At 50.2% G+C, this 24,739-nt stretch carries 32 protein-coding genes and 1 tRNA gene; 19 read left to right on the top strand and 14 right to left on the bottom strand.

All coding sequences use genetic code 11. The features are described from left to right. The first annotated feature begins 53 nt into the window (after nt 1–53). From DBAC_RS18510 to DBAC_RS19970, 9 genes are all read left to right on the top strand, one after another. Nucleotides 54–1,064, top strand: coding sequence for a glycosyltransferase (locus tag DBAC_RS18510; protein ID WP_015774717.1), 1,011 nt, complete (start codon nt 54–56; stop codon nt 1,062–1,064). 67 nt (nt 1,065–1,131) lie between these two features. Continuing rightward, nucleotides 1,132–2,286, top strand: a complete 1,155-nt coding sequence (locus tag DBAC_RS18505; RefSeq protein WP_015774716.1) for a glycosyltransferase — start codon at nt 1,132–1,134, stop codon at nt 2,284–2,286. 242 nt (nt 2,287–2,528) lie between these two features. After that, nucleotides 2,529–3,680, top strand: a complete 1,152-nt coding sequence (locus DBAC_RS18030) for a polysaccharide pyruvyl transferase family protein (protein ID WP_015774715.1) — start codon at nt 2,529–2,531, stop codon at nt 3,678–3,680. Next, the gene (locus DBAC_RS18500) at nt 3,677–4,876 is read left to right on the top strand and encodes a Coenzyme F420 hydrogenase/dehydrogenase, beta subunit C-terminal domain (protein ID WP_015774714.1); all 1,200 of its coding nucleotides are present in this window, start codon (nt 3,677–3,679) and stop codon (nt 4,874–4,876) included. Before DBAC_RS18030 ends, DBAC_RS18500 begins: the two co-directional genes overlap by 4 nt. Then, the gene (locus DBAC_RS18025; protein ID WP_015774713.1) at nt 4,876–5,433 is read left to right on the top strand and encodes an LbetaH domain-containing protein; all 558 of its coding nucleotides are present in this window, start codon (nt 4,876–4,878) and stop codon (nt 5,431–5,433) included. The genes DBAC_RS18500 and DBAC_RS18025 overlap by 1 nt, the downstream gene beginning before the upstream one ends. A 2-nt stretch (nt 5,434–5,435) precedes the next feature. Further along, nucleotides 5,436–6,275 carry a glycosyltransferase family 2 protein gene (locus DBAC_RS12745; protein WP_015774712.1) on the top strand — a complete coding sequence of 280 codons (840 nt, stop codon included), beginning with the start codon at nt 5,436–5,438 and terminating at the stop codon, nt 6,273–6,275. Next, nucleotides 6,268–7,005 (top strand): glycosyltransferase family 2 protein, encoded by a 738-nt coding sequence (locus DBAC_RS12740; protein ID WP_015774711.1) that lies wholly within the window; start codon nt 6,268–6,270, stop codon nt 7,003–7,005. Before DBAC_RS12745 ends, DBAC_RS12740 begins: the two co-directional genes overlap by 8 nt. A 166-nt stretch (nt 7,006–7,171) precedes the next feature. Then, nucleotides 7,172–7,801: a VPLPA-CTERM sorting domain-containing protein gene (locus DBAC_RS12735; RefSeq protein WP_043810983.1), complete on the top strand. Its 630-nt coding sequence runs from the start codon at nt 7,172–7,174 to the stop codon at nt 7,799–7,801. 261 nt (nt 7,802–8,062) lie between these two features. Beyond that, on the top strand, nt 8,063–8,329 hold the full coding sequence (locus tag DBAC_RS19970; RefSeq protein ID WP_081434438.1) for an excalibur calcium-binding domain-containing protein: 267 nt from the start codon (nt 8,063–8,065) through the stop codon (nt 8,327–8,329). Nucleotides 8,330–8,482: 153 nt separating this feature from the next. On the opposite strand, the gene DBAC_RS12730 is transcribed toward DBAC_RS19970, so the two are convergent. Next, nucleotides 8,483–9,160 carry a hypothetical protein gene (locus tag DBAC_RS12730; RefSeq protein ID WP_015774709.1) on the bottom strand — a complete coding sequence of 226 codons (678 nt, stop codon included), beginning with the start codon at nt 9,158–9,160 and terminating at the stop codon, nt 8,483–8,485. A gap of 632 nt (nt 9,161–9,792) precedes the next feature. Between DBAC_RS12730 and DBAC_RS19455 the strand changes: the two genes are divergently transcribed. From DBAC_RS19455 to DBAC_RS20055, 5 genes are all read left to right on the top strand, one after another. After that, on the top strand, nt 9,793–10,377 hold the full coding sequence (locus tag DBAC_RS19455) for a hypothetical protein (protein WP_015774708.1): 585 nt from the start codon (nt 9,793–9,795) through the stop codon (nt 10,375–10,377). Between the two features lie 449 nt (nt 10,378–10,826). Continuing rightward, the gene (locus DBAC_RS12720) at nt 10,827–11,066 is read left to right on the top strand and encodes an AbrB/MazE/SpoVT family DNA-binding domain-containing protein (protein WP_015774707.1); all 240 of its coding nucleotides are present in this window, start codon (nt 10,827–10,829) and stop codon (nt 11,064–11,066) included. Continuing rightward, nucleotides 11,066–11,401 carry an endoribonuclease MazF gene (gene mazF, locus DBAC_RS12715; protein ID WP_015774706.1) on the top strand — a complete coding sequence of 112 codons (336 nt, stop codon included), beginning with the start codon at nt 11,066–11,068 and terminating at the stop codon, nt 11,399–11,401. The genes DBAC_RS12720 and mazF overlap by 1 nt, the downstream gene beginning before the upstream one ends. 134 nt (nt 11,402–11,535) lie before the next feature. Next, nucleotides 11,536–11,781 carry a CopG family ribbon-helix-helix protein gene (locus DBAC_RS12710; protein ID WP_015774705.1) on the top strand — a complete coding sequence of 82 codons (246 nt, stop codon included), beginning with the start codon at nt 11,536–11,538 and terminating at the stop codon, nt 11,779–11,781. A gap of 1 nt (nt 11,782) precedes the next feature. Continuing rightward, nucleotides 11,783–12,064 carry a type II toxin-antitoxin system RelE/ParE family toxin gene (locus DBAC_RS20055; RefSeq protein WP_043810969.1) on the top strand — a complete coding sequence of 94 codons (282 nt, stop codon included), beginning with the start codon at nt 11,783–11,785 and terminating at the stop codon, nt 12,062–12,064. A gap of 44 nt (nt 12,065–12,108) precedes the next feature. Here the strand turns inward: DBAC_RS20055 and DBAC_RS12700 are convergent, their stop codons facing one another. The 5 genes from DBAC_RS12700 to DBAC_RS12675 form a co-directional block, all read right to left on the bottom strand. Further along, a complete protein-coding gene (locus DBAC_RS12700; protein WP_043810964.1) occupies nt 12,109–12,369 on the bottom strand; it encodes a Txe/YoeB family addiction module toxin in 261 nt (86 codons plus the stop codon). Nucleotides 12,370–12,380: 11 nt separating this feature from the next. Next, nucleotides 12,381–12,572, bottom strand: a complete 192-nt coding sequence (locus tag DBAC_RS20050) for a helix-turn-helix transcriptional regulator (protein WP_435050782.1) — start codon at nt 12,570–12,572, stop codon at nt 12,381–12,383. A 137-nt stretch (nt 12,573–12,709) separates the two neighbouring features. Then, a complete protein-coding gene (locus DBAC_RS12690; protein WP_015774702.1) occupies nt 12,710–13,903 on the bottom strand; it encodes a Fic family protein in 1,194 nt (397 codons plus the stop codon). Nucleotides 13,904–14,737: 834 nt separating this feature from the next. Next, the gene (locus DBAC_RS12680; protein ID WP_015774700.1) at nt 14,738–15,007 is read right to left on the bottom strand and encodes a Txe/YoeB family addiction module toxin; all 270 of its coding nucleotides are present in this window, start codon (nt 15,005–15,007) and stop codon (nt 14,738–14,740) included. After that, nucleotides 14,997–15,275 (bottom strand): type II toxin-antitoxin system Phd/YefM family antitoxin, encoded by a 279-nt coding sequence (locus DBAC_RS12675; protein WP_015774699.1) that lies wholly within the window; start codon nt 15,273–15,275, stop codon nt 14,997–14,999. The genes DBAC_RS12680 and DBAC_RS12675 overlap by 11 nt, the downstream gene beginning before the upstream one ends. A gap of 158 nt (nt 15,276–15,433) precedes the next feature. Here DBAC_RS12675 and DBAC_RS12670 point away from each other — a divergent pair, with 158 nt between their 5' ends. The 4 genes from DBAC_RS12670 (at nt 15,434) to vapC (ending at nt 17,027) form a co-directional block, all read left to right on the top strand. Then, nucleotides 15,434–15,676 (top strand): type II toxin-antitoxin system Phd/YefM family antitoxin, encoded by a 243-nt coding sequence (locus DBAC_RS12670; protein WP_015774698.1) that lies wholly within the window; start codon nt 15,434–15,436, stop codon nt 15,674–15,676. Beyond that, on the top strand, nt 15,673–16,065 hold the full coding sequence (locus DBAC_RS12665) for a type II toxin-antitoxin system VapC family toxin (protein ID WP_015774697.1): 393 nt from the start codon (nt 15,673–15,675) through the stop codon (nt 16,063–16,065). Before DBAC_RS12670 ends, DBAC_RS12665 begins: the two co-directional genes overlap by 4 nt. 375 nt (nt 16,066–16,440) lie before the next feature. Then, the gene (locus DBAC_RS12655; RefSeq protein WP_015774696.1) at nt 16,441–16,635 is read left to right on the top strand and encodes a type II toxin-antitoxin system VapB family antitoxin; all 195 of its coding nucleotides are present in this window, start codon (nt 16,441–16,443) and stop codon (nt 16,633–16,635) included. Then, the gene (gene vapC, locus DBAC_RS12650) at nt 16,632–17,027 is read left to right on the top strand and encodes a type II toxin-antitoxin system VapC family toxin (protein ID WP_015774695.1); all 396 of its coding nucleotides are present in this window, start codon (nt 16,632–16,634) and stop codon (nt 17,025–17,027) included. Before DBAC_RS12655 ends, vapC begins: the two co-directional genes overlap by 4 nt. A gap of 78 nt (nt 17,028–17,105) precedes the next feature. Here the strand turns inward: vapC and DBAC_RS12645 are convergent, their stop codons facing one another. The 8 genes from DBAC_RS12645 to DBAC_RS12615 form a co-directional block, all read right to left on the bottom strand. Then, the gene (locus DBAC_RS12645) at nt 17,106–19,652 is read right to left on the bottom strand and encodes a hypothetical protein (protein WP_167320940.1); all 2,547 of its coding nucleotides are present in this window, start codon (nt 19,650–19,652) and stop codon (nt 17,106–17,108) included. A gap of 19 nt (nt 19,653–19,671) precedes the next feature. Further along, on the bottom strand, nt 19,672–20,397 hold the full coding sequence (locus DBAC_RS12640) for a hypothetical protein (protein WP_143890929.1): 726 nt from the start codon (nt 20,395–20,397) through the stop codon (nt 19,672–19,674). Nucleotides 20,398–20,590: 193 nt separating this feature from the next. Then, the gene (brnA, locus tag DBAC_RS12635; RefSeq protein WP_015774692.1) at nt 20,591–20,851 is read right to left on the bottom strand and encodes a type II toxin-antitoxin system BrnA family antitoxin; all 261 of its coding nucleotides are present in this window, start codon (nt 20,849–20,851) and stop codon (nt 20,591–20,593) included. Then, on the bottom strand, nt 20,841–21,104 hold the full coding sequence (locus tag DBAC_RS12630) for a BrnT family toxin (RefSeq protein ID WP_015774691.1): 264 nt from the start codon (nt 21,102–21,104) through the stop codon (nt 20,841–20,843). The genes brnA and DBAC_RS12630 overlap by 11 nt, the downstream gene beginning before the upstream one ends. A 244-nt stretch (nt 21,105–21,348) precedes the next feature. Next, nucleotides 21,349–21,436, bottom strand: a tRNA-Leu gene (locus tag DBAC_RS12625). Between the two features lie 63 nt (nt 21,437–21,499). Next, nucleotides 21,500–21,661, bottom strand: coding sequence for a hypothetical protein (locus tag DBAC_RS19245; protein WP_153304565.1), 162 nt, complete (start codon nt 21,659–21,661; stop codon nt 21,500–21,502). Between the two features lie 4 nt (nt 21,662–21,665). Further along, complete coding sequence (locus DBAC_RS12620; RefSeq protein ID WP_015774690.1) at nt 21,666–21,962, bottom strand: hypothetical protein; 297 nt, start codon at nt 21,960–21,962, stop codon at nt 21,666–21,668. Beyond that, a complete protein-coding gene (locus DBAC_RS12615) occupies nt 21,959–23,344 on the bottom strand; it encodes an MATE family efflux transporter (protein WP_015774689.1) in 1,386 nt (461 codons plus the stop codon). Before DBAC_RS12615 ends, DBAC_RS12620 begins: the two co-directional genes overlap by 4 nt. Before the next feature lie 168 nt (nt 23,345–23,512). On the opposite strand from DBAC_RS12615, the gene DBAC_RS12610 reads away from it, so the two are divergent. Further along, nucleotides 23,513–24,685, top strand: a complete 1,173-nt coding sequence (locus DBAC_RS12610) for a TraB/GumN family protein (protein ID WP_015774688.1) — start codon at nt 23,513–23,515, stop codon at nt 24,683–24,685. Nucleotides 24,686–24,739: the final 54 nt, after the last annotated feature.

Raw genomic sequence — 24,739 nt, 5'->3', positions numbered from 1 at the left:
TAAGGATGCAAAAAGTAATCGCACCTCGCTGTGATGATGAGTGGTGAGAACATATGAAGCCCAAAATTTCGGTTTTGATGAGTGTCTATAATGGTGAAAACTTTCTGAAAGAATCTATTGATAGTATTTTGACTCAAACATTCTCTGATTTTGAATTTATTATTGTCAATGATGGTTCGAATGATCTCACAGGTGAAATACTTGCATCTTACAAAGATTTTCGTTTGAAGATTTTTTCTATAAAAAATCGAGGATTATCTGCAGCGCTAAATTATGGCTTGGAATATTGTTCTACAGAGTTAGTTATGAGGATGGACGCCGACGATATTTCTTATCCGCATCGTTTCGCTGCTTTGCTTGAAGACTGGGAAATTGCTGGTCAGCCAGATGTATTCGGTAGCGGAGTTGACTACATAAACGAAAATGGTAAAAAGTTATGGAGTGTAAATATGCCACTTGATGATGCAACAATTCGGACTGCGTTGTGTAGTTATAAAGGACAAATGGCTATAATGCATCCTACAGTTTTATTACGTAAGTCTTCAGTTTTGTCTTGTGGTGGATATGATTCCTATTTTAAAATTGGTCAAGATAATGATTTATGGATAAGAATGGCTGCAAATAGTCGTTTTGGCAATTCGCCTCAACGACTTTTGAAATATAGATTTCAGCCTAGTTCGGATACTGCGATGGCTATTAGTAGAAGTGTTGATGATTTTAGGATGATTGGATGTTTGATGAAATTACTATCATTGCATAAAAAAATATTGATAGATGCAGGTGAAGAAACTTTGTGGAATATTTGTCGGGATCAAATTATCTCTGTACTAATTAAGCGAATTGATATTTCTGCTCTAAAAGATGAAGAAGCTGTTTCTCGTGGTCTTACTGAGGTGAAGATTCTGATCTATAGTCGTAAATTTATTGCAGGGATTTTAAAATTTTGGACTCTTTATTGTCAATACTCAACAATCGTTCTCAATCGTGTGTTTAAACATAAGGTAAATGGTGTTTCAATCGATATGTTAAGTTTGGAAGAATTACGACGTATATCTAGTCACTGATGAACTAAAGTTTTTTTATAATCGTTTTGTATGTAATTTTATTTAATATTTTATTATAAAGTAATATATGAGTATGAACATTATATATACTATAGGTAGTATAGATTTTGCATCTGGAGGACCGTCTCGCGTTGTTACAAGTCTTGTTCAGGAAATCGCAAAGTTAGGTTGCAATGTTAGTTTGGTGACATTAGGAAATATGTTATCGAATGTTGAAGAAGATTTTAATATTAAAATGTATCGGCATGATAGCTCAGTAATTAGTAAATTTAAAGCAATTTTACGAATGCGTAAATACATACTGACTCTTGTTAATGCTAATCATGATAGATCTATAATACATGATCAAGGTATTTGGTTGCCTACGAATCATTCTGTTGTCGGCATTTCAAAGAAAATGAATATACCTCTAGTTGTTAGTCCTCATGGGATGCTATCTCCTTGGGCTCTTCGACACAAAGCATTGAAAAAAAAAATAGCTTGGTTACTATATCAAAGTAATGATCTAAAATCTGTAAATTTATTCCACGCTACTTCATATCAAGAAGCTAAAAACATTTTTGAATGTGGTTTTCGGAAACCTGTAGCTGTAATTCCAAATGGTGTTGAAATTCCAGCGATGGGGAAAAAAATTTTTAATAAAAAATCGAAAAAAAGTATCCTTTTTTTATCCCGAATTTATCCTGTAAAGGGGTTGCTGAATCTTGTTAGTGCATGGAGCAAAATACGTAATCCTGATTGGAAAATTGTTGTCGCTGGTCCTGATGAAGCAAATCATCTTCAAGATGTCTTAAAAGCTATAAATTTAGCTAATTTAGACGAAAGTTTTGATTTTATTGGTCCAGTAGATGATTTTGAAAAATGGAAGTTATATTTTGATTCAGATTTATTTGTTTTGCCATCTTATTCTGAAAATTTTGGAATAGTGATTGCTGAAGCGTTAGCTTGTGGACTTCCTGTTATTACTACAACAGCTACGCCATGGAAAGAGTTAGAAACTTATAATTGTGGATGGTGGATTGGTGTTGGTGTTGACCCATTGGTTGAGTCTTTACTCGAAGCAATTTCTATTTCAGACACAAAACGCCAGTCGATGGGATCAATAGGTAGACAATTGGTTGAAAATAAATACTCTTGGCCTATGATTAGTGAGAACATGATATCAGTTTATGAGTGGGTTTTGGGTGGAGGTTCCCCACCCTCTTGTGTGATGACGGATTGATTCCACTGTGGACCGAAGTTTGGTTTGTGATAGTTTAAAGAAGACAAACGTATAATTATTTTTGCTTCTATTAAATCCTGAACAACATGACGTTAGAATTTATTTTCAGATAATCTGAAATTATTTTCGTGATAAGAAATTAAGGCGTGCAATGCCGCAATTTACGACAGATGAACTCTTTTCAATAGAAGTATTTTTGATATTTTCTTATATCTTATTAACATAGCCTGGCGGATTATGTTGTGATAAAAATTGGCATATTAACAATTGTAAAAGTAAATAATTACGGTGCTGAGCTCCAAGCTTTTGCATTGCAGTATAAGCTTAATAATTTAGGATATAATGCAGAATTGATTGATTATTTATTTTACAAAAATAAATATTATAAATTTTCAAATAAATCCTTACCTATTTTTAAAATTAGTTTAAAAAATAAATTAAAGGAAAAATTACTTCCATTGCTCGAAATAGTTCGATCATATAAATATAGAAAAAACAAAAAAATACGTGAACAGAAATTTGATAAATTTCATATAAAATTTTCAAAATTTTCTTCTTTAACATACTTTAGTTATGATGATTTATATTCAGAGAATTTTGACTATGATTGTTTTGTCGTAGGTAGTGATCAAGTCTGGAACCCGTATAACTATGTTTCAATAGAACCATATTTTTTAACTTTTGCTCCCTTAGATAAACCAAAAATTTCATATGCTTCTAGTTTTGGTGTGTCATCTATTCCTACAAACTACCACTCTGAATATCGAAAATTATTAAACGTGTTAGACGCAATTTCTGTCCGTGAGGCACGTGGCGTCGAATTAATCAAAGAAATGTCAGGGAGAAATTCTGTTCACGTTGTTGATCCTACACTTTTGCTTGGAGTAGAGGATTGGAGGACTGTTGCGGAATTGCCTAGTTATGAACATCCTTATCTCTTGCTCTACGTCTTGACAGAGTCGTCATATATAACAAAGCTTGCAAAGTTGATTGCTAAAAATTTAAATTTTTCTATAATTCGAATTTGTAAAAATGCATCAAGTGAAGATACTGACAGTTCCATTGTTAATATAATAGATGCCGGTCCTAGTGAGTTTGTCGGATATTTCATGAAGGCATCTTTTGTTCTCACGAACTCTTTTCATGGAACAACGTTCTCTACACTTTTTGAAAAGCCTTTTTTTACAATTCTTCCAAAAAATAAACCGAATAATAGCCGACAACAAGGCTTCCTTTTTTCAATAGGTCTTGAGGATCGTTTAATCGAGGAAGGTTCATCTTTCCCCCATCCGGAGTGTTATGCGTTAGATTTCACTGAACCGTCTGTACGTCTCCAGGAATTAAGAGTCATTTCTGAAGAATATCTTTTTCACGTATTGGGAAGCCCAGAATGAGCACTCCAATTCTTTGCCCATCAGACTATTGTACTGGATGCGAGGCTTGCAGAAATATTTGTCCGGAACAATGTATAACTATGGTTGCTGATTACGCAGGGTTTTTAAGGCCTGTCATTGATGCGGATAGATGTGTTGGTTGTTTGCTTTGTGAAAAAAGTTGCCCTGTTTTACTTAAACCCAAATTGGATAATTTAAGCGATCCGCACACTTTTGCCTGTTGGCACAAAAATGATGAAGTCCGAGCCAGAAGTTCTTCTGGAGGTGCCTTTTCTGCACTAGCTAAATATGTGCTAAATGAAGATGGTTTTGTTTTTGGCGCTGCATATGACGAAAATTTATATGTTCGTCATATTTGTATTGAAAAAATCAATGATTTAGATTTGTTGCGTCGATCTAAATATGTTCAAAGTGAGATAGGAAGTTCGTTTCGGCAAGTCAAAGACTATTTAAAATCTAAACGTTTTGTTTTATTTGTTGGCGCTCCATGTCAAATTGCGGGGTTAATTTCTTTTTTGGGAAAAAAATATGATAATCTTTTAACTATTGACTTCGTATGTCATGGTGTTCCGTCACCTTTGGTGTTAAGTTCATACATAAAATTTATATCAAATAAATATAAAACAATTTTTATTGATTTAAACTTTCGTGACAAGAGAAATGGTTGGGAAAATAACGCAGTCATTGCTACTAATGAATACAAAAAAGAATATCATTTAAAAGGTAGTGCAAATTCATATTTTAATGGATTTATTTCAAATACTTTTTTAAGAGATTCGTGTTATCAATGTCCATTTATTGGAATGCCTCGTTATGGAGATATCACTTTAGGTGATTTTTGGGGTATACAACGAGATAAGACAATCTCTCAAAATGAAATTGATAAGGGTATATCTCTCTTGCTCTTAAATAATGAGAGCGTTTACGGTAAGATTAGATTTCCTCTTGAAGATCTTGTTTCTTTCGAAAAAGATTTTAAGGATGCATCTGCAGGAAATAGTCCTGTTTTTACTCCTGCATTTCTTCCAGAAACTAGGGGTAATTTTTTTGAAGAATTAAAATTCAAAAATTATGATGAGGTAGCTTCTAAATATTTGAACCCACCTTTGAAACGGCGACTGACCCAATTTATTAAAGATAATTTTGGGTCGATAATTATTTCTAAATTAAGAAAGGCAAAGAGTATTATAAAATAATGACGAGTCATAAATATTTATATCCTAAATATGAAAATAAATTAAATTTTCCAAATAAATTTTCACGTCTTATTTGGAATTTTGTTTACATATTTTTTTTTAGACCATTTTCTTTTCCTCTTTTTAATGGTTGGAGAATATTTCTTTTGCGATTATTTGGCGCTAAAATTGGTTCGGGATGTAAAATTCATGCTTCAGCAAAATTCTGGGCTCCATGGAATTTTGAAGTTGGACATCGTACAGCTATTGCTTCCGGTGTAAATTGCTACAATCCAGGAAAAATAATTATTGGTAATAAAGTGGCTATTTCCCAATATACTTTTTTATGTACTGCAACTCATGATTACACATCTCGTAAATATCCTCTTGTCACTAAGACTATTACAATTCATGATTGGTGTTGGGTTGCTGCAGATGCTTTTATCTCTCCAGGAATAACTATTGGTCAAGGTTCAATTGTTGGCGCTCGTGCCGTTGTCACAAAGGATGTTGCCCCTTGGACTGTCGTTGCTGGCAATCCGGCAAAGTTTATCAAAAATCGTGTCTTCAAGGATTGACTGTGGCATCCAATATTTCTTTTTTAATCCTTACACAAAACGAAGAAAAGAATCTTTCCAATGCCCTCACCAGCTGCACTTTTGCCGATCAAGTGTTCGTGCTCGACTCTGGCTCCACAGACTCGACTCAGCGTATCGCCGAGGAAGCCGGGACAACATTCGTTTTCCATTCATGGGAAGGGTATGCCCGCCAAAAAAATTGGGGCTTGGATAATTTGCCATTTACTTCCGACTGGGTTTTTATTCTCGATGCCGATGAATCCATCACTGACGAGCTCCGTGAAGAGTTGATCCGCATCGCATCCGACCCCGACAATACAACGGCAGGTTACTATGTGAACCGATACTTTGTTTGGGTAGGGCAAGAGATCAGGCATTGCGGCTATTACCCATCCTGGAATCTGCGTTTTTTTCGTCGAGGCATGGCGCGTTACGAAGAGCGGGACGTTCATGAACACATGATCGTTGACGGTCCGGTTGGCTATCTTCGCGGTGAAATGCATCATGAAGACAGGCGGGGCAGGGATTTTTTGTGGCAAAAGCATTTGCGCTATGCGGACCTTGAAGCTCGTGAAATGGTCAAGACGGTTTTGCAGAGTTCTACTGCGGGCTTGAAGCCTTCTTTTTTTGGCAATGCGCTGGAGCGCCGCCGGGCTATCAAGGAGCGGATCTGGCCTTATCTGCCGTGCCGCTGGTTGCTGCGCTTTCTCTATATGTACGTTTTCAAGCGCGGTTTTCTGGACGGCAGGGCAGGGCTGGACATGTGCCTGTTCATGACCCGGTATGAAAGAGAGATCGCCAAAAGATTCAAAGAACTCAAAGCCGAGATGCTCCGTGCCTGACATTTCCATCATCACCGCTACCTACAACAGCGCCACCCTCGTCTCCTCCTGTCTAACCAGCGTGCAATCCCAAACCACCTCCGCCCAGCACATCATCATCGACGGCGGCTCCAAGGATGCCACCCTGGAAACAGTCCGCTCTTTCCCTCACGTTGCCAAAGTGGTCTCCGAAACCGACCACGGCATCTACGACGCCATGAACAAGGGTATCGCCCTGGCCACGGGTGACGTTATCGGCATCCTCAATTCCGACGATTTTTACGCTGACAACCAGGTCCTTGAGCGCGTGTCCGATGTCTTTACCGACCCATCCGTGGATTCATGCTATGGGGATTTGCAGTACGTGACTCCTGATGCCACCAAGGTGGTGCGGCACTGGAGGGCAGGGCAGATGCATGAACGCAGCTTCTACTGGGGTTGGATGCCACCGCACCCAACTTTCTTTGTTCGCCGAAGCGTGTACGAACGATTCGGCCTCTTCAACCTGAACCTCGGTTCGGCAGCGGACTATGAACTAATGCTGCGCTTTCTGGTCAAAAACAGGATAACCACCTCCTATATTCCGCACGTCTTGGTCAAAATGCGAACAGGAGGGGCCAGCAACGCGAGCCTTAAAAACCGCCTCAAAGCCAACGCCATGGATCGCAAGGCCTGGTCCGTTAACGGCCTTAAGCCTTATCCGTGGACGATCATAGCTAAACCGCTGCGGAAGGTTGGGCAATTTTTTTGACTTGATCGGGTTGATGGAATTTTATGTTAGTTTGCTCGCTAGACGTATGGGGGGCGGTTTAATGCCTCGCTTTGGTCGGTCCGAGTCTTGTGTGGTTGGACGTTTTTTTGGAATGCCTTTTGCTTTGACGGGTGGGTCTCACAATATCGGAATTCTGGAGCACACCATGAAGAAGCATCTTTCCGCGATTCTTTGCAGCCTGGTCCTTGTTTGCTGGTCCTCTGGGGCTTTGGCTTCTATCGACCTCAACTATGCGTTTACATCGGACAATTTTGTTACCAACTTTTCATTGATTGGTCCGAATGGTTTCGTTCAGAACTTTGGGTCTAAAGAAACCAACTGGTGGGTGCCATTGAGTGATACCTACAGCGGGCTTTTGGCCGGGACAACATACATCCTGCAGTGGGAAGTTGTTAACGGTTATAATATTGATGATCCGAAAACAGAAGCACAGGGTGCTGGCCCAATGGCATTCCTCGGCCAGTTTTCCGTGACCGGTGTGGGCGAGTATCTGAGTAGTAACTCGGCCATCTGGTCGGTTAATGGCGCTGCCCCCATTTCCTATGGAGTACTTAGTAGCACTGGTACCTGGGCTAGCGGATACAATTCTTTAAAAGATTCCTTCAATCAGGCTGCCGAGTGGATTGGGGACGTTCCCCTTTCAGCATCAAGCCCGGCCAGCATGACCGTCAGAGCAACATTCACTACCGCGCCCGTCCCAATTCCAGGTGCAGCCCTGCTCCTTGGCTCCGCCATTCTGGGACTGGTCGGCATACGGCGTAGGCAATTGGTCTGATTCAATCGGACACTTGAAAGACACAATCAGGGCAGGGACATTCTCTGCCCTTTTTTTATTCGTTTTGTCCTGCAAGATTGGATTGGCAGCGGGAGAGTCTGTGAAAGGCAACGACAAAGGCAGTGACGGAAGCAGCGACGGAGGCACCGGGAGAGGCAGTGATAACGACAAGGGTGGAGGCTGCGATAGAGGTGAGGCGAGGTGATTTTTTACGGTGTGGCTTTGATGCATGAAGCATACTGATGTTATCGAAAGCATATTATGAAAAACGTGATTCTTCTCATCATTTGCACGGCCATATTCGGATACCATTTTTTTTTAAAAGACCGTGAGTTTCCACCTGAGCCATCGCCCGCAATGTCCGCCGCTGCACCCGCCGCACCGCAGAAATTCCAATGCGACGGCAGAACCCACTGCTCACAGATGACATCGTGTGAGGAAGCGCAATTCTTCCTCGACAATTGCCCGGGCACAGCCATGGACGGTGACAATGACGGTATTCCTTGTGAGAAACAGTGGTGCTGGTAGGGGGAGGGGGCAACGATAGAGGCAACGACAAAGGCAGCGACGGAGGCAACGACAGAGGCAGCGAAATTTGGGATTGGCGTTGTAATTCAAATAGCTGGCGACGGGGTAGTGAAAAGGCGGAGGGTGGCTCCGCCTTTTGTGCTGTGGTGTCGCTTATGCGGCGAGTTTTCTGCGGATGCCGACCAGGCCGAGGAGTACCGGGGCGAGCAGCATGGCCGCGCCGGGGAGTGGTACTGCATTGGTGCGGACGATCAGGTCTTGGAAATTGCCCTCAGTCCTCTCGGGCAACTGAATGTTTGGCATGAGGATTTGGTATTTTAGGTCAAGGCCAAGGCTTTCGAGTTGTTCCATATCCATATCAGTAGCTTCTGCCATCATCACAGTGTAAAGATCTAGAATGTCTTGAGGGGCGTTAATTGGAGCCCACTCATTGGTTGTTCCTAGTAAGCTCCATACTGAAGCCTGTAATGCCGTGATTTTGTTGCCGTCAGAACTACTTAAGCCTTCGTAGTGGCTATCTCGAAATGCATATTTATCCATAAGCCAAGCAGCTCTGTATTCTCCAATTCCTGAAATTTCCCTGTCTTCAAATTCATAAGACTCATAATATATTGTGTTTTCAAATTCTGCGCAATATCCAAAAGTTTCCGTGACACCTTGAAAAGTATCACTAAAATTTATGTTGAACTCTGCATAAGGCCACCAGTCGCCTCCGCCATTGGCGGCAGTTCCATGGTCAAGGTTGTAGCTGAAATTGAGCGATGCTTGCGCGCTTGCTGTAAACAAGAGCAGCGCAACTCCAATAAAAAGGATATTCATTTTACGGTACATAAAAAATCCCCCCTTTAGAATTGATTGAATCGCCGCAAGCACATGGCGCAGCCTAATGATTGTACGTTTCCCGCTGAAAGTTGTGAACAATGGAGGAAAGCATAGAGCATGCCGATATTCGCATTCATTCGCAGGAGGAGTCGGAAATTCCATCCTTCTGATTCTTAACATTTTTCTTGTTGGACTGTTTTGCTCACATCCAGATGCGTGGTTTCAGAAGGGGATGGTAAGGGGCTTCGATGGGCTTCTAGTCTGACCGTGTTGGACTGTGAGTTTGTCCAGTTGAATTTTTGGAGAATGAATTACATTTGTTCTGGCCAGTTACCATGCACCCCTTTTGTCTTGCCGGATTGGACCTAGAATTACGGGTATCTCAAGTCTCAAGAATCTGTTGGAGCAATGCAGTTTTCGGCCAGCGTCTGTTCGCTACTGTTTGACATGGAACTCTGTTAAACGGTGTTTTTCCGGCTAGGTACAGCTGGTCTCATTTTTTTTTGGATGGGTCTCTCAAGTCCAGAGCATAGCTATTGTTCGGCACGGCGGTGTTGCGGAATGGTTATTGCTCATGGAAATGAGTGTCGCGAGTCCCAGTGTGGGCGTGCGTCAAATGCCGCTTGTCAAAGGAGATGGGAATGAAAATCGGGCAGAAAATTTGTGTGTTTTGGATTGTGATACTTTTTTTTGCTGGTCAAGCGCATGCAGTTTCTTACGATTCAGTCACAAGGCTATTAGAAAATGGTTCTGATTTTTTTATAAATGTAGAATCTATGCCTATATATGAGAAATTAGATGGGATATTTAATTTTCAATATATTGGATCAGATACGTACGCTACTGATAAACTAGAGCTTATTTCTGCTTCTGCTGGAGTAATTTTTCACAGCAGAAGTAGTAAACCTGGTGAAATAGAATATTCGCTTGATGTTTCTGCGCTAGGAATTACTACTCCTCAAGTTTCGAATAATGAGAGTGTGTCTATCGATAAGTGGTCTAATCAGGTTAAAATCTATCTCTTGAATCAAGATGTTAGCATTAATACTGTTAAAATCATAGCGGGTACGTACCTTTTTGGATTCGATGATGAGTTCAATGGGCTGGACGGTGATTTCGATGATCTCGTCTTCGCTGCCCGGGCCGTTCCAATCCCCGGCGCGGCACTCCTCCTTGGCTCCGGTCTGATTGGACTGGTCGGATTACGCAGGCGGCGGATAGTCTGATCGGACAGGACTGGTTTCAAAGCTTCAGGCGGGTTTATCCCGCCTTTTTTTATTCCATGGGGAGGCAGGGATAAAGGCAGGGGCGGAGGCAACGACGGTGGCAACGACAGAGGCAGCGACAGAGGCAGCGACAGAGGCAGCGATAGAGGCAGCGACAAAGGCAGCGACAAAGGCAGCGACAAAGGCAGCGACAGAGGCAGCGATAGAGGCAGCGATAATGCTCAAGATAGCTCACTGCCTCCGTCCACCACCCATCCTCGCCGTTATCCCCCTCCCATCCATTCACTATTCACCATTCACCATCCCGCATCCTTTTCGGGTCCTGTGGTCAGGCAGGTGCCTTGATTTTTCGCTTTATGCCGCACGGCCACCACTTCCTTTTCTCTGAACCTGCTTGCCAAAGATGTTTGATGTGTCTACTATGTAGATACATTAACTCGGAGGTATGTATGGAAGCCAAAACCGTCAAATGGGGCAACAGTCTGGCCCTCAGAATACCAAACTCCATCGTCAAGGATTGTGGTCTTTCCGAGAATTCGCTCGTCGATATCTCATTTAGAAAGGGCGAGATCGTTATCAAACCCATGCGCGGGAGGTACGCGCTCAGCGAGTTGCTGGCCGGGATAACCCCGGAGAATGTCCATGGCGAGGCCTTCATGGACGAGCCCGTGGGCCAGGAGCTGCTGTAATGTACGTCCCCGATCGCGGCCATGCCGTATGGATGAATTTCACCCCCCAGGCCGGACATGAACAGGCGGGCCATCGCCCGGCGCTGGTGATCTCGCCCGCTTCGTATAACGGGCGGACAGGGCTGTTGCTGTGCTGCCCAATCACGAGCCAGATCAAGGGCTACCCTTTCGAGGTCCGGATTGAAGGCAACCCATTGATCTCGGGTGTTGCGCTGGCGGATCAGATCACGAATCTGGATTGGCGGGTGCGGGGGGTCAAGTTCGTAGCCTCGGTGGACGAGTCTGTGCTCGAAGAGGTTGTCGCCAAGTTTGAGGCGTTGCTGAGGGGGGAATAGCGGGAAAGGCAGCGACGGAGGTAGCGACAGAGGCAGCGTGCCTTGCCAATCACTATTCACCTCAGTGGGCGGAGCGGTGGCCTGCTTGTCAGTGCAGTCACTTGTAGTTATCATGACTACACGGAGGAATCATCATGAGCACCGCAGAAACCGTATCCACCAGTTTTCGTGCATCAAAAGACAAAATTGAGCGTATCGACGCTATCGCCACGTCCATGGGCAGAAGCCGTAACTGGCTGCTGAACAAAGCTCTGGACGACATCCTGGAGCATCAGGCCTGGTTTGAGGTGGAGGTCCAAAAAGGCATTGCGGCCGCCGATAAAGGCGAGTTCGCTTCCCCGGAGGAAGTGACGGCAATCTTCAATAAATACGGGGCGTAAGATGCCCAGATGGACGATACCCGCCGCAAAAGATCTGGGCATCGTGCTTGAATACATCGCCGCTGATGATGCAAAGGCCGCGCACCGAGTTGCCCAGGCGATCCGGACAGCCAGCGAACGTTTGGACCAGTTCCCCCAGATGGGTCGCAGTGGGGCCGCAGTGGACACTCGGGAACTTGTAGTGCCTGGCCTGCCCTATGGCCTCGTCTATCGTGAGCAAGGCCTGGCGATTCACATTTTAAGGCTCCTGCATACACGTCAAAAATGGCCTGAGCAGGGATAGGGTCAGGGGGAGGCAGCGACGGAAGGATGGGGACAAAAAAAACCTCAATAATGATACCGCGCCTGCAAAAAATCCACCCGATCATCCCGCACCACGTACACCAATCGGTGTTCCTGGGTGACGCGTCGCGACCAGACGCCGGGGGCGAGGTATTTGAGGGGTTCGGGTTTGCCGATGCCTTGGAAGGGCTCGCGCATGACGGCCTCGACCAGTTCCGGTCCGGTGTTGTTTGTGCCGAAGACGGCGTGAGGGAAGGCAGCGGGGAAAGGCAGCGATAAAGGCCCTCCCATCCATTCACTGTTCACCACTCACCACATCAGTCTACAAGATCATCCATATCCACCTGAAACGTTTGGGAAAGTTTCTTGAGCAAGTCCACTGATAGGCCCCGCTTGCCAGTTTCAACTTGGGAAATGGCCGAAGGTGTGACCCCGACGGTGGCGGCCAGGGTTGCCGTTGTCATGCAGCGATACTCACGCCAGACGCGAAGCGGATTCTCCCCGTTCAGCAGTCGCCAGCGTCCACGATGTGCTGAAGCTCTTCAAGACGTTCTACCATTGATCTGTACTCATCCCACGGGACCTCCGCATAGGCGGGGTTTCCGGAATAATTTTCAATGACTTGGACGTTCATATGGTTTCGGCTTCAAACCTTGTTTTGCGGATACAATCTTGGGAACCACCTTTCAACGGCATCCAGAGGAAATGCGAGGAATAGGGGAGATCGGGGAGTCTGCGATTTAAGATAACCCTTCTTGATGAGGGATGAGACGACACTGCGGGCCATGCGCTCCCCATAGCTCGTGATCTCAGGGGCGCGCCCTCTCTGCACCTCTCCTGTAAGCCACGCCTCGCGCAGCAGATGAAAAGAACCCTTGGGCAAAGATCCGACAGCTATTTCATCTTCGATATGCAAGCGCATTCTGCGAAGGAAATCGTTTGGTTCCAAGAGCGAGGCCATGTAATCTACTTGGTCTATGCAGATCGACAAAAAAAATTCGCAAAACTCGGTTAGAGTTTTGGTGGATAATGTTCCTCTCCCGTCAAAGTCGCTTCGACGCTGGCTATCGGCAGACATGAGCAAAGCTTTGTAGTCATGCACGTTGCGGGCAAGCCCTCGCGCCACAGACCAAAGACTGCTTCCAACCCCGCACCGTTGAAGCGAAGCATGAGACATGAGACGCGTCACGCGCCCGTTTCCATCAAAGAAAGGATGAATCCACAGCAAACGATGATGAGCAGCACCAACAGCAATAATCTGACTTTGGCGAGAAAGTTTATTGCTGTTGTAAGCCTCGGCAAAGCGGTTGAGAAAGCGCGGCAAATCCTCAGCGTTAGGCGGAATATGCTTTCCAACCTGAACCCATCCGTCCCGCAAGATTCCCCCTTTAATCTGAATAGACTCTCTTGTGTCTGGATTCTCGATCCAGAGCATTTCTTCCGGCAGTCGTTTGCAAAACTCATTGTGCAGCCATGCGATATATTCAGCACTTGTCGGTTCAATGCGCAAATCCTCGCCGCTGTCGATCATTTGTTGGACCTCAATATGGGCGACTGCTTCTTTTTGTAGACTTCGCCTTCGCGGGTCGCTTGAATAGTCAGCATGAGCAAGAGCGCGGTCGATGTCACGCGGATGTGTGTCGTGACCCTCGATGAGATTGGAATAGTAGCAGTTCATTGAGCGTACGAGGTTTCCGACGCTCTCGCGGACTGTTGGCTGCACCTGGCTTGCCAAGCCGGAAGCCTTGGTTGCAAGATCAAAGGCAAGGTTTTCCAGCTTGCGGCTTCCGTCTGGCGGAAGCATCGGTTCCATAGAGTCAACACTTTCTGTTTTAATCATTTTTAAACCTAAAAAATGCCGGATTGTTTTTTAGTTATATTATCTTTATATCAATAGGTTGTTAACATCAAGACTAAAATGATTGCCGTTTTTTTTGCCGCTTTAGGGATGGCCGGAGCTTGGGTTTGCCGCCCCGCCCCCAAGGGTCGCTAAGGAAAGCTCGTAAGTGTCCAAAAATATTCGGTTTGCGAAGGATGGAGTGTTCTCGATTCACCAACAGCAATCAGTGAATAATTATATCTTTTTTTAACGCTAACTATCAACACGAAGGTTAGCGGCTTGCCCCATAGGCCCCTTTTTTTGCGATTGTGAACGCAGTTTGGCTTTCCGGAGCTGGGTCTCTGAGACCAAAAACAGAGACCAAAAACATACTGAAATATTGGCTTTTATCTTCAAAAAAAGGCCTTTTTTCGACCTTAGAATGAGGTCGTCAGCCAGAAATCAGCCATTTTTTATATCTAATACTCAAAAATTATTGATAAAAACTCGCGTTGCGGCTTGTGGGGGTGGGGAAGGCAGCGGTAGAGGCAGCGGTAGAGGCAGCGGTAGAGGCAGCGACAGAGGCAGCGATAGAGGCAGCGATAGAGGCAGCGACAAAGGCAGCGACAAAGGCAACGATAAAGGCAGCGACAGAGGCAGCGACGGAGACAGCGACGGAGACAGCGACGGAGACAGCGACGGAGACAGCGACGGAGACAGCGACGGAGACAGCGACGGAGACAGCGACGGAGACAGCGACGGAGACAGCGACGGAGACAGCGACGGAGACAGCGACGGAGACAGCGACGGAGACAGCGACGGAGACAGCGACGGAAGGATGCGGACAAAAAAACCTCAATAATGATACCGCGCCTGCAAAAAATCCACCCGATCATCCCGCACCACGTACACCAATCGGTGTTCCTGGGTGATGCGTCGCGACCAGATGCCGGGGGCGAGGTATTTGAGGGGTTCGGGTTTGCCGATGCCTTGGAAGGGCTCGCGCATGACGGCCTCGACCAGTTCCAGGACGCGCAGGCCGACGCGGCGGTCGGTCTGGACCCAGTGTCGCAGGTCCTCGCGAAATTCGGGCTGGAAGACCGCTATCCGGTCCTTATTCCGCAAGGCCAACCTCAGTCTTCAACCGGTCAATGTCCGAGGCCGTGCCCTGGCCCTTGAGCGCCCTGTCCAGGGCCGCCAGCAGTCGCTCGGCGTTTTTCGGCGAGCGCATGAGATGCGCACTTTCGACCAAACTTTGCAACTCGGCCGCGTCGATCATGGCCACGCTTTGGCCTTTGCGACGGCGGATGATGACTATTTCCTGGTTTTCAGTCACTTCATCGCACAAGCTGGCGAAATTGGCGCGGGCATCAGTGTATGTAGTTTGCAGCATGGTAACCTCCGGTGGAGTTGTACAGAAAATATGTACAGATGGTTGCATTGCGTGTCAATGGTCTGTCAACGACCTAGCGTTATCAGTCCGCAAAGTGTTGACTTTGGCTTCAGAGCTAGTAGACTTAGTCATGAACTTAGCTAACTTTTGGAGGCCCTATGCACCAGGTGAACATTCATGATGCCAAGACGAATCTGTCCCGCCTGATCGAGCAGGCTGTGAACGGTGAGCCTTTTATCATCGCCAAGTCCGGCAAGCCCATGGTCACCGTGACGGCATTTTCTCCGCCGCCTGATCCGGCAAAACGGATCGGGTTTTTGCAGGGCATGATTGAAGTCCCTGACGATTTTGATTCCATGGGCAAGGAAGAGATCCAGAGCCTGTTTGAAGGTGCCAGGTGAAGCTGCTCCTCGACACGCACATGCTGCTGTGGGCGGCGGCAGGCACATTGCCCGGCAAAGCCGAAAGTCTGGTCGGCGACGTAAGCAACACGCTGTATTTCAGCTCTGTCAGCATCTGGGAGATCGGGATCAAGAAAAGCCTTGGCAGGAGCGATTTTCGGGTCGACCCGGAAGTGTTGCGGCGCGGCCTGCTGGACAACCAGTACAATGAGCTGTGCATCACAAGCCTGCACGCCCTTGCGGTCAATGATCTGCCGATGCTTCACAAGGACCCCTTCGACAGGATGCTGCTGGCCCAGGCCAAAAGCGAGGGAATATCCCTGCTGACATCGGACAGCATCATGCGCGACTACCCCGGTCCGGTGTTGTTTGTGCCGAAGATGGCGTGAGGGAAGGCAGGGTTAAAGGCAGCGACAGAGGCAGTGACAAAGGCAACGATAAAGGCAGCGACAGAGGCAGCGACAAAGGCAACGATAAAGGCAGCGACAGAGGCAGCGGGAAAGGCAGCGATAAAGGCAGCGATAAAGGCAGCGTAAAGGCAGCGATAAAGGCAGCGACAGAGGCAGCGGGAAAGGCAGCGATAAAGGCAGCGATAAAGGCAGCGTAAAGGCAGCGATAAAGGCAGCGATAAAGGCAGCGTAAAGGCAGGGACGGTGGCAGGGATGGAGGCAGGGATAAAGCAGCGATCTTCCCACCCATGAATTCAGGTAGACGGAAGTGTTCCGTGTGTATAATAATGTACAAGCATACACATAGGAGGCGTCATGCGTACCAATATTGTCATTGATGACCAGTTGATGGGTCAGGCCTTGGAACTCTCTGGACTCAACACCAAGAAGGAGGCGGTAGAGGCAGGCCTGCGCCTGCTGATTGCCATGAAGAAGCAGGAGTCCATCCGGCAGTTTCGGGGCAAGCTGACGTGGGTGGGGGATCTTGACGCCATGAGAAAAGATTCATGATTGTCGCGGATACCTCTGCCTGGATCGATTACTTCCGTGGGGTCATCGCTCCGCACACGGAGGTGCTGGATCGTGAGCTTTCCAGATCGCGCATCATTATCGGTGACCTGATCATGACCGAACTTCTTCAAGGATTCAGTGGGGAAAAAGATTTTCAGATGGCCAGGCAACTCATGGAGAGCCTGGAATACAGGGATCTTGTCGGTAGAGACGTGGCAATCGCAGCGGCACAGAACTATCGCATCTTACGCAGGAAAGGCATCACGGTACGCAAGACCATCGATGTTCTTATCGCGACATTTTGCATTGAGAATGGCTTTGACCTTATCCACAACGACAGGGATTTTGATCCGATGGAACATGTGCTGGGTTTGAAAGTAGTACGGGAATAAGCCTCCCCAAGCCCAAGCCGCGCAAAAAGACACCTGCTTCTATCGCAGATCAGGCACGTCCCATGTTAAACCCGGCGCTCAGGGCTGATAGGTGTACTCGTAAAACTGGTGAATCGCACCGTGGGCGATGCCCGCTCCGCAGCCATGACCTACGAAGCGAATGGTCACCACCTGTTTTTCTCCCTTCTTGGGATCGTTTCCAAACGAGATGGTATAGGTCGTTTCTGACGCCTTTGTTGCCTTGTCTTGATGGCCGATCCAGATGGAATGCCATTTGTGCATGTTAGCGAGAAAGGCTGCCTTGAGGGGCGGATAGTTGTTCCCTTTGTAGCGCCCATCGTTAATCTCAAGGCCGCATGACCAGACAGGCCACGGAGATGGCCCCTGCGCCTTGTCGATGCTCAACCGTATGTCCACCTCTTCTCTTGGCGCAGCAGAGACCGGCAACGGCGACCAGCTGGCTGCGTAGTCGAATGTCCAGGTCGCGCTCTTATCCGACACGACGATATTGATCGTGGCGGATGTTTCCCCGCCTTGAACCTTGACGGTATTGAAACGCGTCTCCTCAAGGATGTCCTGCCAGGTTCTGGTCAGCATCCAGCGACCCTCGCCCTTGTCTGCCGCGGGAGTTGGAGCGGCGTCTTCTTTTTCCGTAATGTCGATGGATATGGAGTCCTTGGCCAAGGGTGCACCGCTCGCGCTTTCCAGTTTTACTTGGGGATGGAAGCGGGTACCGGCCTTCAGATTTGCATAGGTGTGGCTCGTCTTAGACGTACCTCCCGGCTGCACGGCCTCGGAGAAGGTCGTCCCGTCGCCGAAATCCCACACGTAGCGATAGGCGTCATCGGGACGGGCGGCCGCTTCGAACTCGTGCGTGACCTCGCTGGCGCCCTCGGCCATTTCGTATGTCACGATTCGCGGCGGCAGGATGGTGACCGTCTTTTCCTCTTCCTTGTAGGTCCAGGGTTCGCTCTTGAAGCGCCTCGTTCCCGCCTCGATCTCCACATGGACAGTCTGGCCGTCCTCAATGTGATAAAACTCCTCTTCCTCGATCAGGGCGTGCTCACCTAGTGGGGCGTAAAGCCGCAATTCCTTCTTCTCCAGCGTGCCGTCCGCCTTTTCGATCGCTTCGAGCTTTCCCTTGCGAAAATGCAGCGCGCGTTTCGTGACCGGCTTTGCGTCCCGGCTGATGACCAGAGTTGCCGGCCCCGTGTATTCGATCTTCAGAGCATATGCTTTCCAGGCCACGTCCTGCTCCTGGTGATGCGTCATGGCTGTGTCGACCTGGATGACATGTCTGGAATATTCCTCACCGCCGGGCGCGTCGCCTTTCTGAACGCCTTTCTCGGCAAAGGCGCAGACAAGCTCCATGGTCGGAAAAAACATGTCCATCAGATCCGCATTGGCATGGATCGCGATGGGCAGCAGTACCTTGGCCTGTTTCGGCGCGTAGGCGTTTGGGATGTGATAGCGTCCCGTGGCACCTGAGTAGGCGGCGGCGGACTCCAGCGGGTCGATCCAGATGGATTGGTCCGGATCGAACCAGTGAAAACTGAGCCGCTCCTGCGCCATGGGCACGGTCGTCCAGTCGAAGGCTCCCCCTTGCCCCTCGTAACGCTTCACCCTTCGCTTGATCAGATAGCCCTGGACCGAGGTCGCGCTTTCCCGCAAATCGGAAAACTGCGGGGCCGGGTAGGCGTGCGCCAAAAGCGGGTCGTAATTGTTCGGAATGATGCCGGACGCCTTGTCGTGGATCGTGTCCTCGGAATAAAAATGCTTGTTGGTGAAGCCCGCCACTTCGCGGAACAGACGCTCCGGTTCCTGGAGCGTTCCGCCGGCGCTGGCCAGAAAGGGAGTCAGTCGCGGGTCCAGGAAGGGGTCCGCGGCGGCAGCGCGGACATGCTCGCTGAAGGTCCGCGTTTCGATGGGTTCGTCAAGCGGGTGGGAGTCATTGCGGACGTGCGCGGGCTGCGTCATGTCGCCCATCATGTGCATGGCCTCCCCCAGGGACCGATACGCCAGGGCGAGATAGATGCGGCGCTGCTCGGCATGATTGGTCGGGGCGAGGTCCAGATTGAGCTTGAAATGAGTAGGGGCGAGCATGCGCGGCAGGGGAACGTTTTCGGCAACCTCCATGGCGAGCTTGTAATAGGTGAGCCCCTGCCGGAAGCTGAACGGGTTGTCGGGGTGCTCCAGGCCCCAGGTCTTTGCGTCGATCCCGGGAGCTTCGTACAGGACGCCGTGGGCCCAGAACTGGTCCGTCAGATACGGTTTCACGAGGCCAAGCGGGTCGTAGAAATGCCGCACGGACGCATACAGATGCGGTTCGTCGGCCCAGTCGCCGCCCACAACTATCCATTGCGGCATGGTGAAGGATCCTGCGACGATCCTGTAATGCCCGACATCCAGGCCGGAACTGGTCACGGCAATCCCGCGATATGGCTCTTTGCGCAATTCATCCGGCAATGGTCCGAGAAGATATTTCTTCTTTCCTTCCATCTGCCGATAAAAAACGTTGACCGCTTCGTAGTTGATCTGCCGATGCGTTCCCTGATCCCACGCGGAAGCTTCGTGAGAAATGGGCGCTACAAGAAGAAGAAAAAGCACGCAGGAAAAGAGTTTCATCCGCATAGCCAAAGCCTCTTTAGAAGTCGGCCAGAAACCAGGTGTCGTCATTTTTAATCCACCGTACATAAAAGGTGAACCCGTCCAGTTCCAGCGCATACTCCGCAGTCCTGAGCGTGATATTCTTCTGCGGCTCGGGGGGAGGACTGAGAAACGTGATTTTCGCAGATTCGAACAGGGCGCCAAATGACGGCATGGCATCGGGCTTCGCGGCGAACAGGGCCGAATACACGTCGCGCCGGTCTGCGGCGATGAGGGCTGTCGCCGCCGGTATGTCCTTGCGATCCATGGCTTCTTGGAACCCCGTCATGCGCTGCTCGATGGCCTTTTTTTCAGCCGGCAGATCCGAAGCTTTCTGCCAGTCGTAATCGTCCGTGCCGAGCAAATCAGAGTCCTGCACAGGCAATGCAACCGGGACTGAGACCACCTCCACAGCCTGCGGCTTGCCGTCTTCGTGGGCCGATCCACTTGAGAGCGTCGCGGCGTGGTCGCTTGCCTGCCGGGCCGCGAATTCCTCCATATATCTGGCCAGTTTTTCGAGGGTATCGGCATGCCCGGCCAGATCGCCGGCGCTTGCGCTTTTGGCCTTTTGCGCCAGGGCCTGAATTGCCTGCAGGTCGGCCCCGAGGATGTCGATCCCGCTTTGATGGAGCGACAGCGCAAGCTGCATGAACGGCTCAGGCAGCATGTTCCAGCCACGCAGGGCCCGGACGGTGAGCTTACCATCCTGTTCCAATTCGCGCATATCCTGCCCGGCGGAACCCGTCGCGCATCGGGCCGGGTCCGGCAATGGCCACCCCAGGAAGCAAATGGCGCCGATCAACACCGCCGCAGTCCATCTCAACGAATGCAAAGCCGACATAGTTCGCGTCTCCCTGGCATTTGGTTTCAAAAAGCCCATACAGTTGCCGTGGATTTGCACAGAAGTGTCGCAGGTTCTATTTTTCGGCTGCGCAGGCGTGGCACTTATTGGCGGCTTCCGCTTTTAGGCGTTCAACCAGCCAGACCTTGATAATTGACTGCCGTGTGACGCCAATCCTGGCCGCCTCACGGTCCAGAGAGTCCACTACCCAAACGGGAAAGTCGACGTTGATCCGCCGCTGCTCCTGGTTGACGCGACGTGCTGTGGACAGATCAAGGCTGCTCATGATGTCCTCAGTGCCCTGGTCAAACTTCTTGTCGAAATCTTTAGCTTTCATACAGATATACCTCGCTTTTTCGGGAGCGCCTGACTGAGATGAGACGGGTGATTGTGCCTCGATAGGTGACGACGGCAGACCAATGCTTTTGGCCAATCATGCCGATGACCAGAAATCTGGGTTCATCCTCCGACCTTGCCTGGACCTCCAGTGCGTCAGGGTCGGCCCATATAGCCTGGGCATCCGAAAAGCTGATTCCATGCTTTTCCAGATTGGCCTGGCTCTTGGCCTCATCGTATTCGAAAGCGCTCATGAGTATAAAATATTCCTTTTTTACTCACATGGCAAGGGGATGTCGGCCCCATAGTAAAGACCTTACCATCTTCGTGACCGATCGCTGTCATTGGTGGCAATTGGACTCGGCAGATCCGTACACGTCATTTTGTTGGGCTAGGAGGGTGCACCTCCTGTCTTGCCTAATTTTTGTACTAAACGGGTAGTTGCTTGATGGAAAAGAAAAAGGACTTGTCATTTTTTACGACAAGTCCTTGATTTTATGGTGCCCAGGGCCGGACTTGAACCGGCACGACCTTAAAGGTCAAGGGATTTTAAATCCCTGGCGTCTACCACTTCCACCACCCGGGCAGGGAGGTTTTTCAAATATACAGCGTGAGGATGAGCGTCAATTCTTTCTTGGGTTGCCGGGCTTCAGGCGATGACGTCGAGGAGCCTGCCCTTGTGCGGATGTGTGGTGGGCGGGTCCGGGGAAGGTGCGGTGCCGGTGGAAGCGAGGGGTCTGGACGGTGAGTCCTTTCTTTCCTGCCGGGCCAAGGGCTTGGCCGGTTCGATTGCGGTTATTTCTTCGGGCATGGCGTCAGCTTGTTTTGTTGCGGCTTTGGAGGAAGTTTTCGAAGTCGTCGGCGAATCCGCTGTCGATGTAGCTCAGGTCGCGCAGCAATTCCTCGGCATCAAAGCCGTTCTGCACCGCGAACTGGGCGAAGGCCCGGCCGGAGGTGCCGGCGTTGCGCTGGCGGATCAGTCCTTCGCCGTTGCGTGAAAAGAACTGGTAGTGGCCCAGGGCGTCGAGCACCAGGGAGTATTCCAGGTCCCAGGGAGTGTCCGCCGCATAGTTGACGACGGATCCGAGATAGTGGCCGGGCAGGGATTTCAAGCTGTTCTCCTGTCTTTGCGCAGGGTGAATTTGTACCAATCCTTGTACTGATAGAAATACAGGGCCGTGGCGCACTGGACCAGGACGGAGGCGAACATGGCCATCCAGACCCCGTTTGCGGACTGGAATACCACGTGTCCCAGCAGGTAGGCCAGCGGCAGGCGCACCAGCCATGCCGCGGTACCGAAGATGACGGCCTGGTATATGGTCGCGCCTGCGCCGGTGAAGGCCCCGCCCAGGATCATGGCGGCCAAGAGCGGCGGCGTGGCGGCCATGTTCCAGGCCAGGTAGCGTATGGCTTCCTCCTGCACCTGCAGGTCCGGAGCGACAAAGGCGATGACCGGTTCGATGACCAGCCATAGCAGGCCGGTGATGACGCTCATGGTGATTACGCCCACGAGCATGATCTTGTAGCCGATACGCTTGGCCTCCTCTTTTTGGCCCTGGCCGAGGTAGTGGCCGACCAGAATGGAGGCGGTGAAGTTGAAGGCGATGCCGGGCAGAAAGAGCAGGGCTTCGATGCGGATGCCGGCGCTCATGCCCGCCATGGCGACGACATTATCGAAGGGGAGGCTGGCCGTGATGGCGTAGAGCACCATGTAGGCCGAGTGCCAGACCAGCTGCATGAGTCCGGCCGGCGCGGCCACCTTGATCAGGTAGGGCAGGGCAAGCCGCACCCAGCGCCACGGGGCCAGGCTCTGGCGGGAGAGCAGGCCGCAGCGAAACATCATCACGAAATTATAAACGGTCCCGCACAGGATGGAGACGAAGGTGGCCCAGGCAATGCCCTTGTAACCGAGGTTGGGTAGTCCCCACAGCCCAAGACCCAGACCGAGGTCGAGCAGGGTGTTCACGCCCGTGACCAGGATCATGGAATACAGGGGCAGGGTCACGATTTTCTGGGCCCGGAAAAATGCGTTGCTGATGGTGAACAGGTAATAGGCGGGCATGATGTACAGGCTGACCTGCAGCAGGTATTCGGCGATGGGCATGAGCTCTGCAGGAATCTGCAAGAGGCTCAGGAAATGATCGTCAAACCACAACCCGAAGATGAGAATCAAGATTCCGGTCAGCGTGCCGAGGCCGATGCTCAGTCCCACGAAGCGCTTGACGCGCCGTGGCAGTCCCGCCCCGGAACTCTGGCTGATGGCGGCCACGCTGCCGTTGGCCAGGGCTATGGCCACGACCATGAAAAAGAACATGGCCTGGCTCATGACGCCCATGAGGGCCTGGGTCTCCCGCCCGATGCGCCCTGCCACCCATACGTCCACAAAGCCGATCAGGAAGTGAAAGAACATCATCACTATCTGCGGCCAGGCCAGGTTCCAGATGGTCGCGTAGGGAGCGCTGCGCATGCGCTGGTCGAAATTGCTGTGGGACATGTCTGCTCCGGATGGGGTGTCAGGGTCGGAATGCTTCAGGGGCTTTGATTTGACAAGCACAAATGTGTCCGCCGGACGCTTGGGGCCGCCTGGGCTTGCTTTCCCGTGAGGCTGCGGATAACGAAGCGGATCTTGACAATAAACAGGGCCCGGCCCGTGAGGTATAGCGTGGATTTTGAAAATTTGCCTGAAAGCGTGACCGTGGTCGAAGAGGGCGAGAAAAGGTTTTTTCTCGTCGGAACCGCCCACGTTTCTCTGGAAAGTGTCGAGGATGTGCGCCGGACCGTGGAAATCGTGCGTCCCGATTCCATCTGCGTCGAGCTTTGCCCTGCCCGCCATCAGGCCATGACCCGCCGTGACGACTGGAAGCGGATGGACATCTACAAGGTCATAAAAGAAGGCAAGGCGGTCTTTCTCATGGTGCAACTCGTGTTGCAAGCCTTTTACCGCAAGATCGGCGACAAGCTGGGCGTGCAACCCGGCGCCGAGATGATGGAAGGCGTGCGGCTGGCCGGCGAGACCGGCGCCACCCTGGTCCTGGCCGATCGCGATGTGCAGGTGACCTTGAAGCGCGTCTGGGGCTACCTTGGCTTCTGGAAGAAGTTGCAGCTCATGAGCCAGCTTCTGACAAGCATCTTTGTCGACGATGACGTGGACAAGGCGCTCATCGAGGACCTGAAGAAAAAAGACCAGCTGGCCGCCATCATGGGTTCTTTTGCGGAAAACTTCCCCCAGATAAAAGAGCGCCTTATCGACGAGCGCGACATCTACCTGGCGCAGAAGATCCGCAAGGCTCCGGGCACGAACATCGTGGCCGTGGTCGGGGCCGGGCACGTGCCGGGCATGCAGAAATACTTCGGACAGGAGATCGATCTGGCCCCGCTGGAAGAGCTTCCTCCGCCCTCCAGATGGGGTGCCTTCTGGAAGTGGGGATTGCCCGGTTTTTTCGTCGCATTGCTGGTCATCGGTTTTTTCCGCGGCGGCGCTGACGCCTCCATGGACGCCCTCTCCATCTGGGTGCTGGTGACCGGCATCGGAGCCGCCCTGGGCTCACTGGCCGCCTTCGGACATCCGCTGACCGTGCTCTCAAGCTTTCTGGCCGCGCCCATCACCACGCTGCATCCGCTTATCGCCGCAGGCTGGGTGGCCGGGCTTGTCCAGGCCTGGGTCAAGAAGCCCACGGTCTCGGACCTGGAAGAGCTGCCCATGAGCGTCATGACGGTCAAGGGGTTCTGGATCAATCCGGTCAGCCGCATCCTGCTGGTGGTCATCTTCGCCAACCTGGGCGCGACCATCGGCGTCTTTGTCTCCGGAAGCTGGATCGCGAGCCGGGTGTTCTAGGCGGCCGGGCCTTGGCGGGACTACCGCGCAGGCCAGGGGATTTTCCATCGCAAC

Origin of the sequence: Desulfomicrobium baculatum DSM 4028, from assembly GCF_000023225.1 — a bacterium.
Classification (GTDB): domain Bacteria; phylum Desulfobacterota; class Desulfovibrionia; order Desulfovibrionales; family Desulfomicrobiaceae; genus Desulfomicrobium; species Desulfomicrobium baculatum.
The sequence above is the reverse complement of the archived record's forward strand: the minus strand, read 5'-3'. Positions and strand labels throughout refer to the sequence as shown.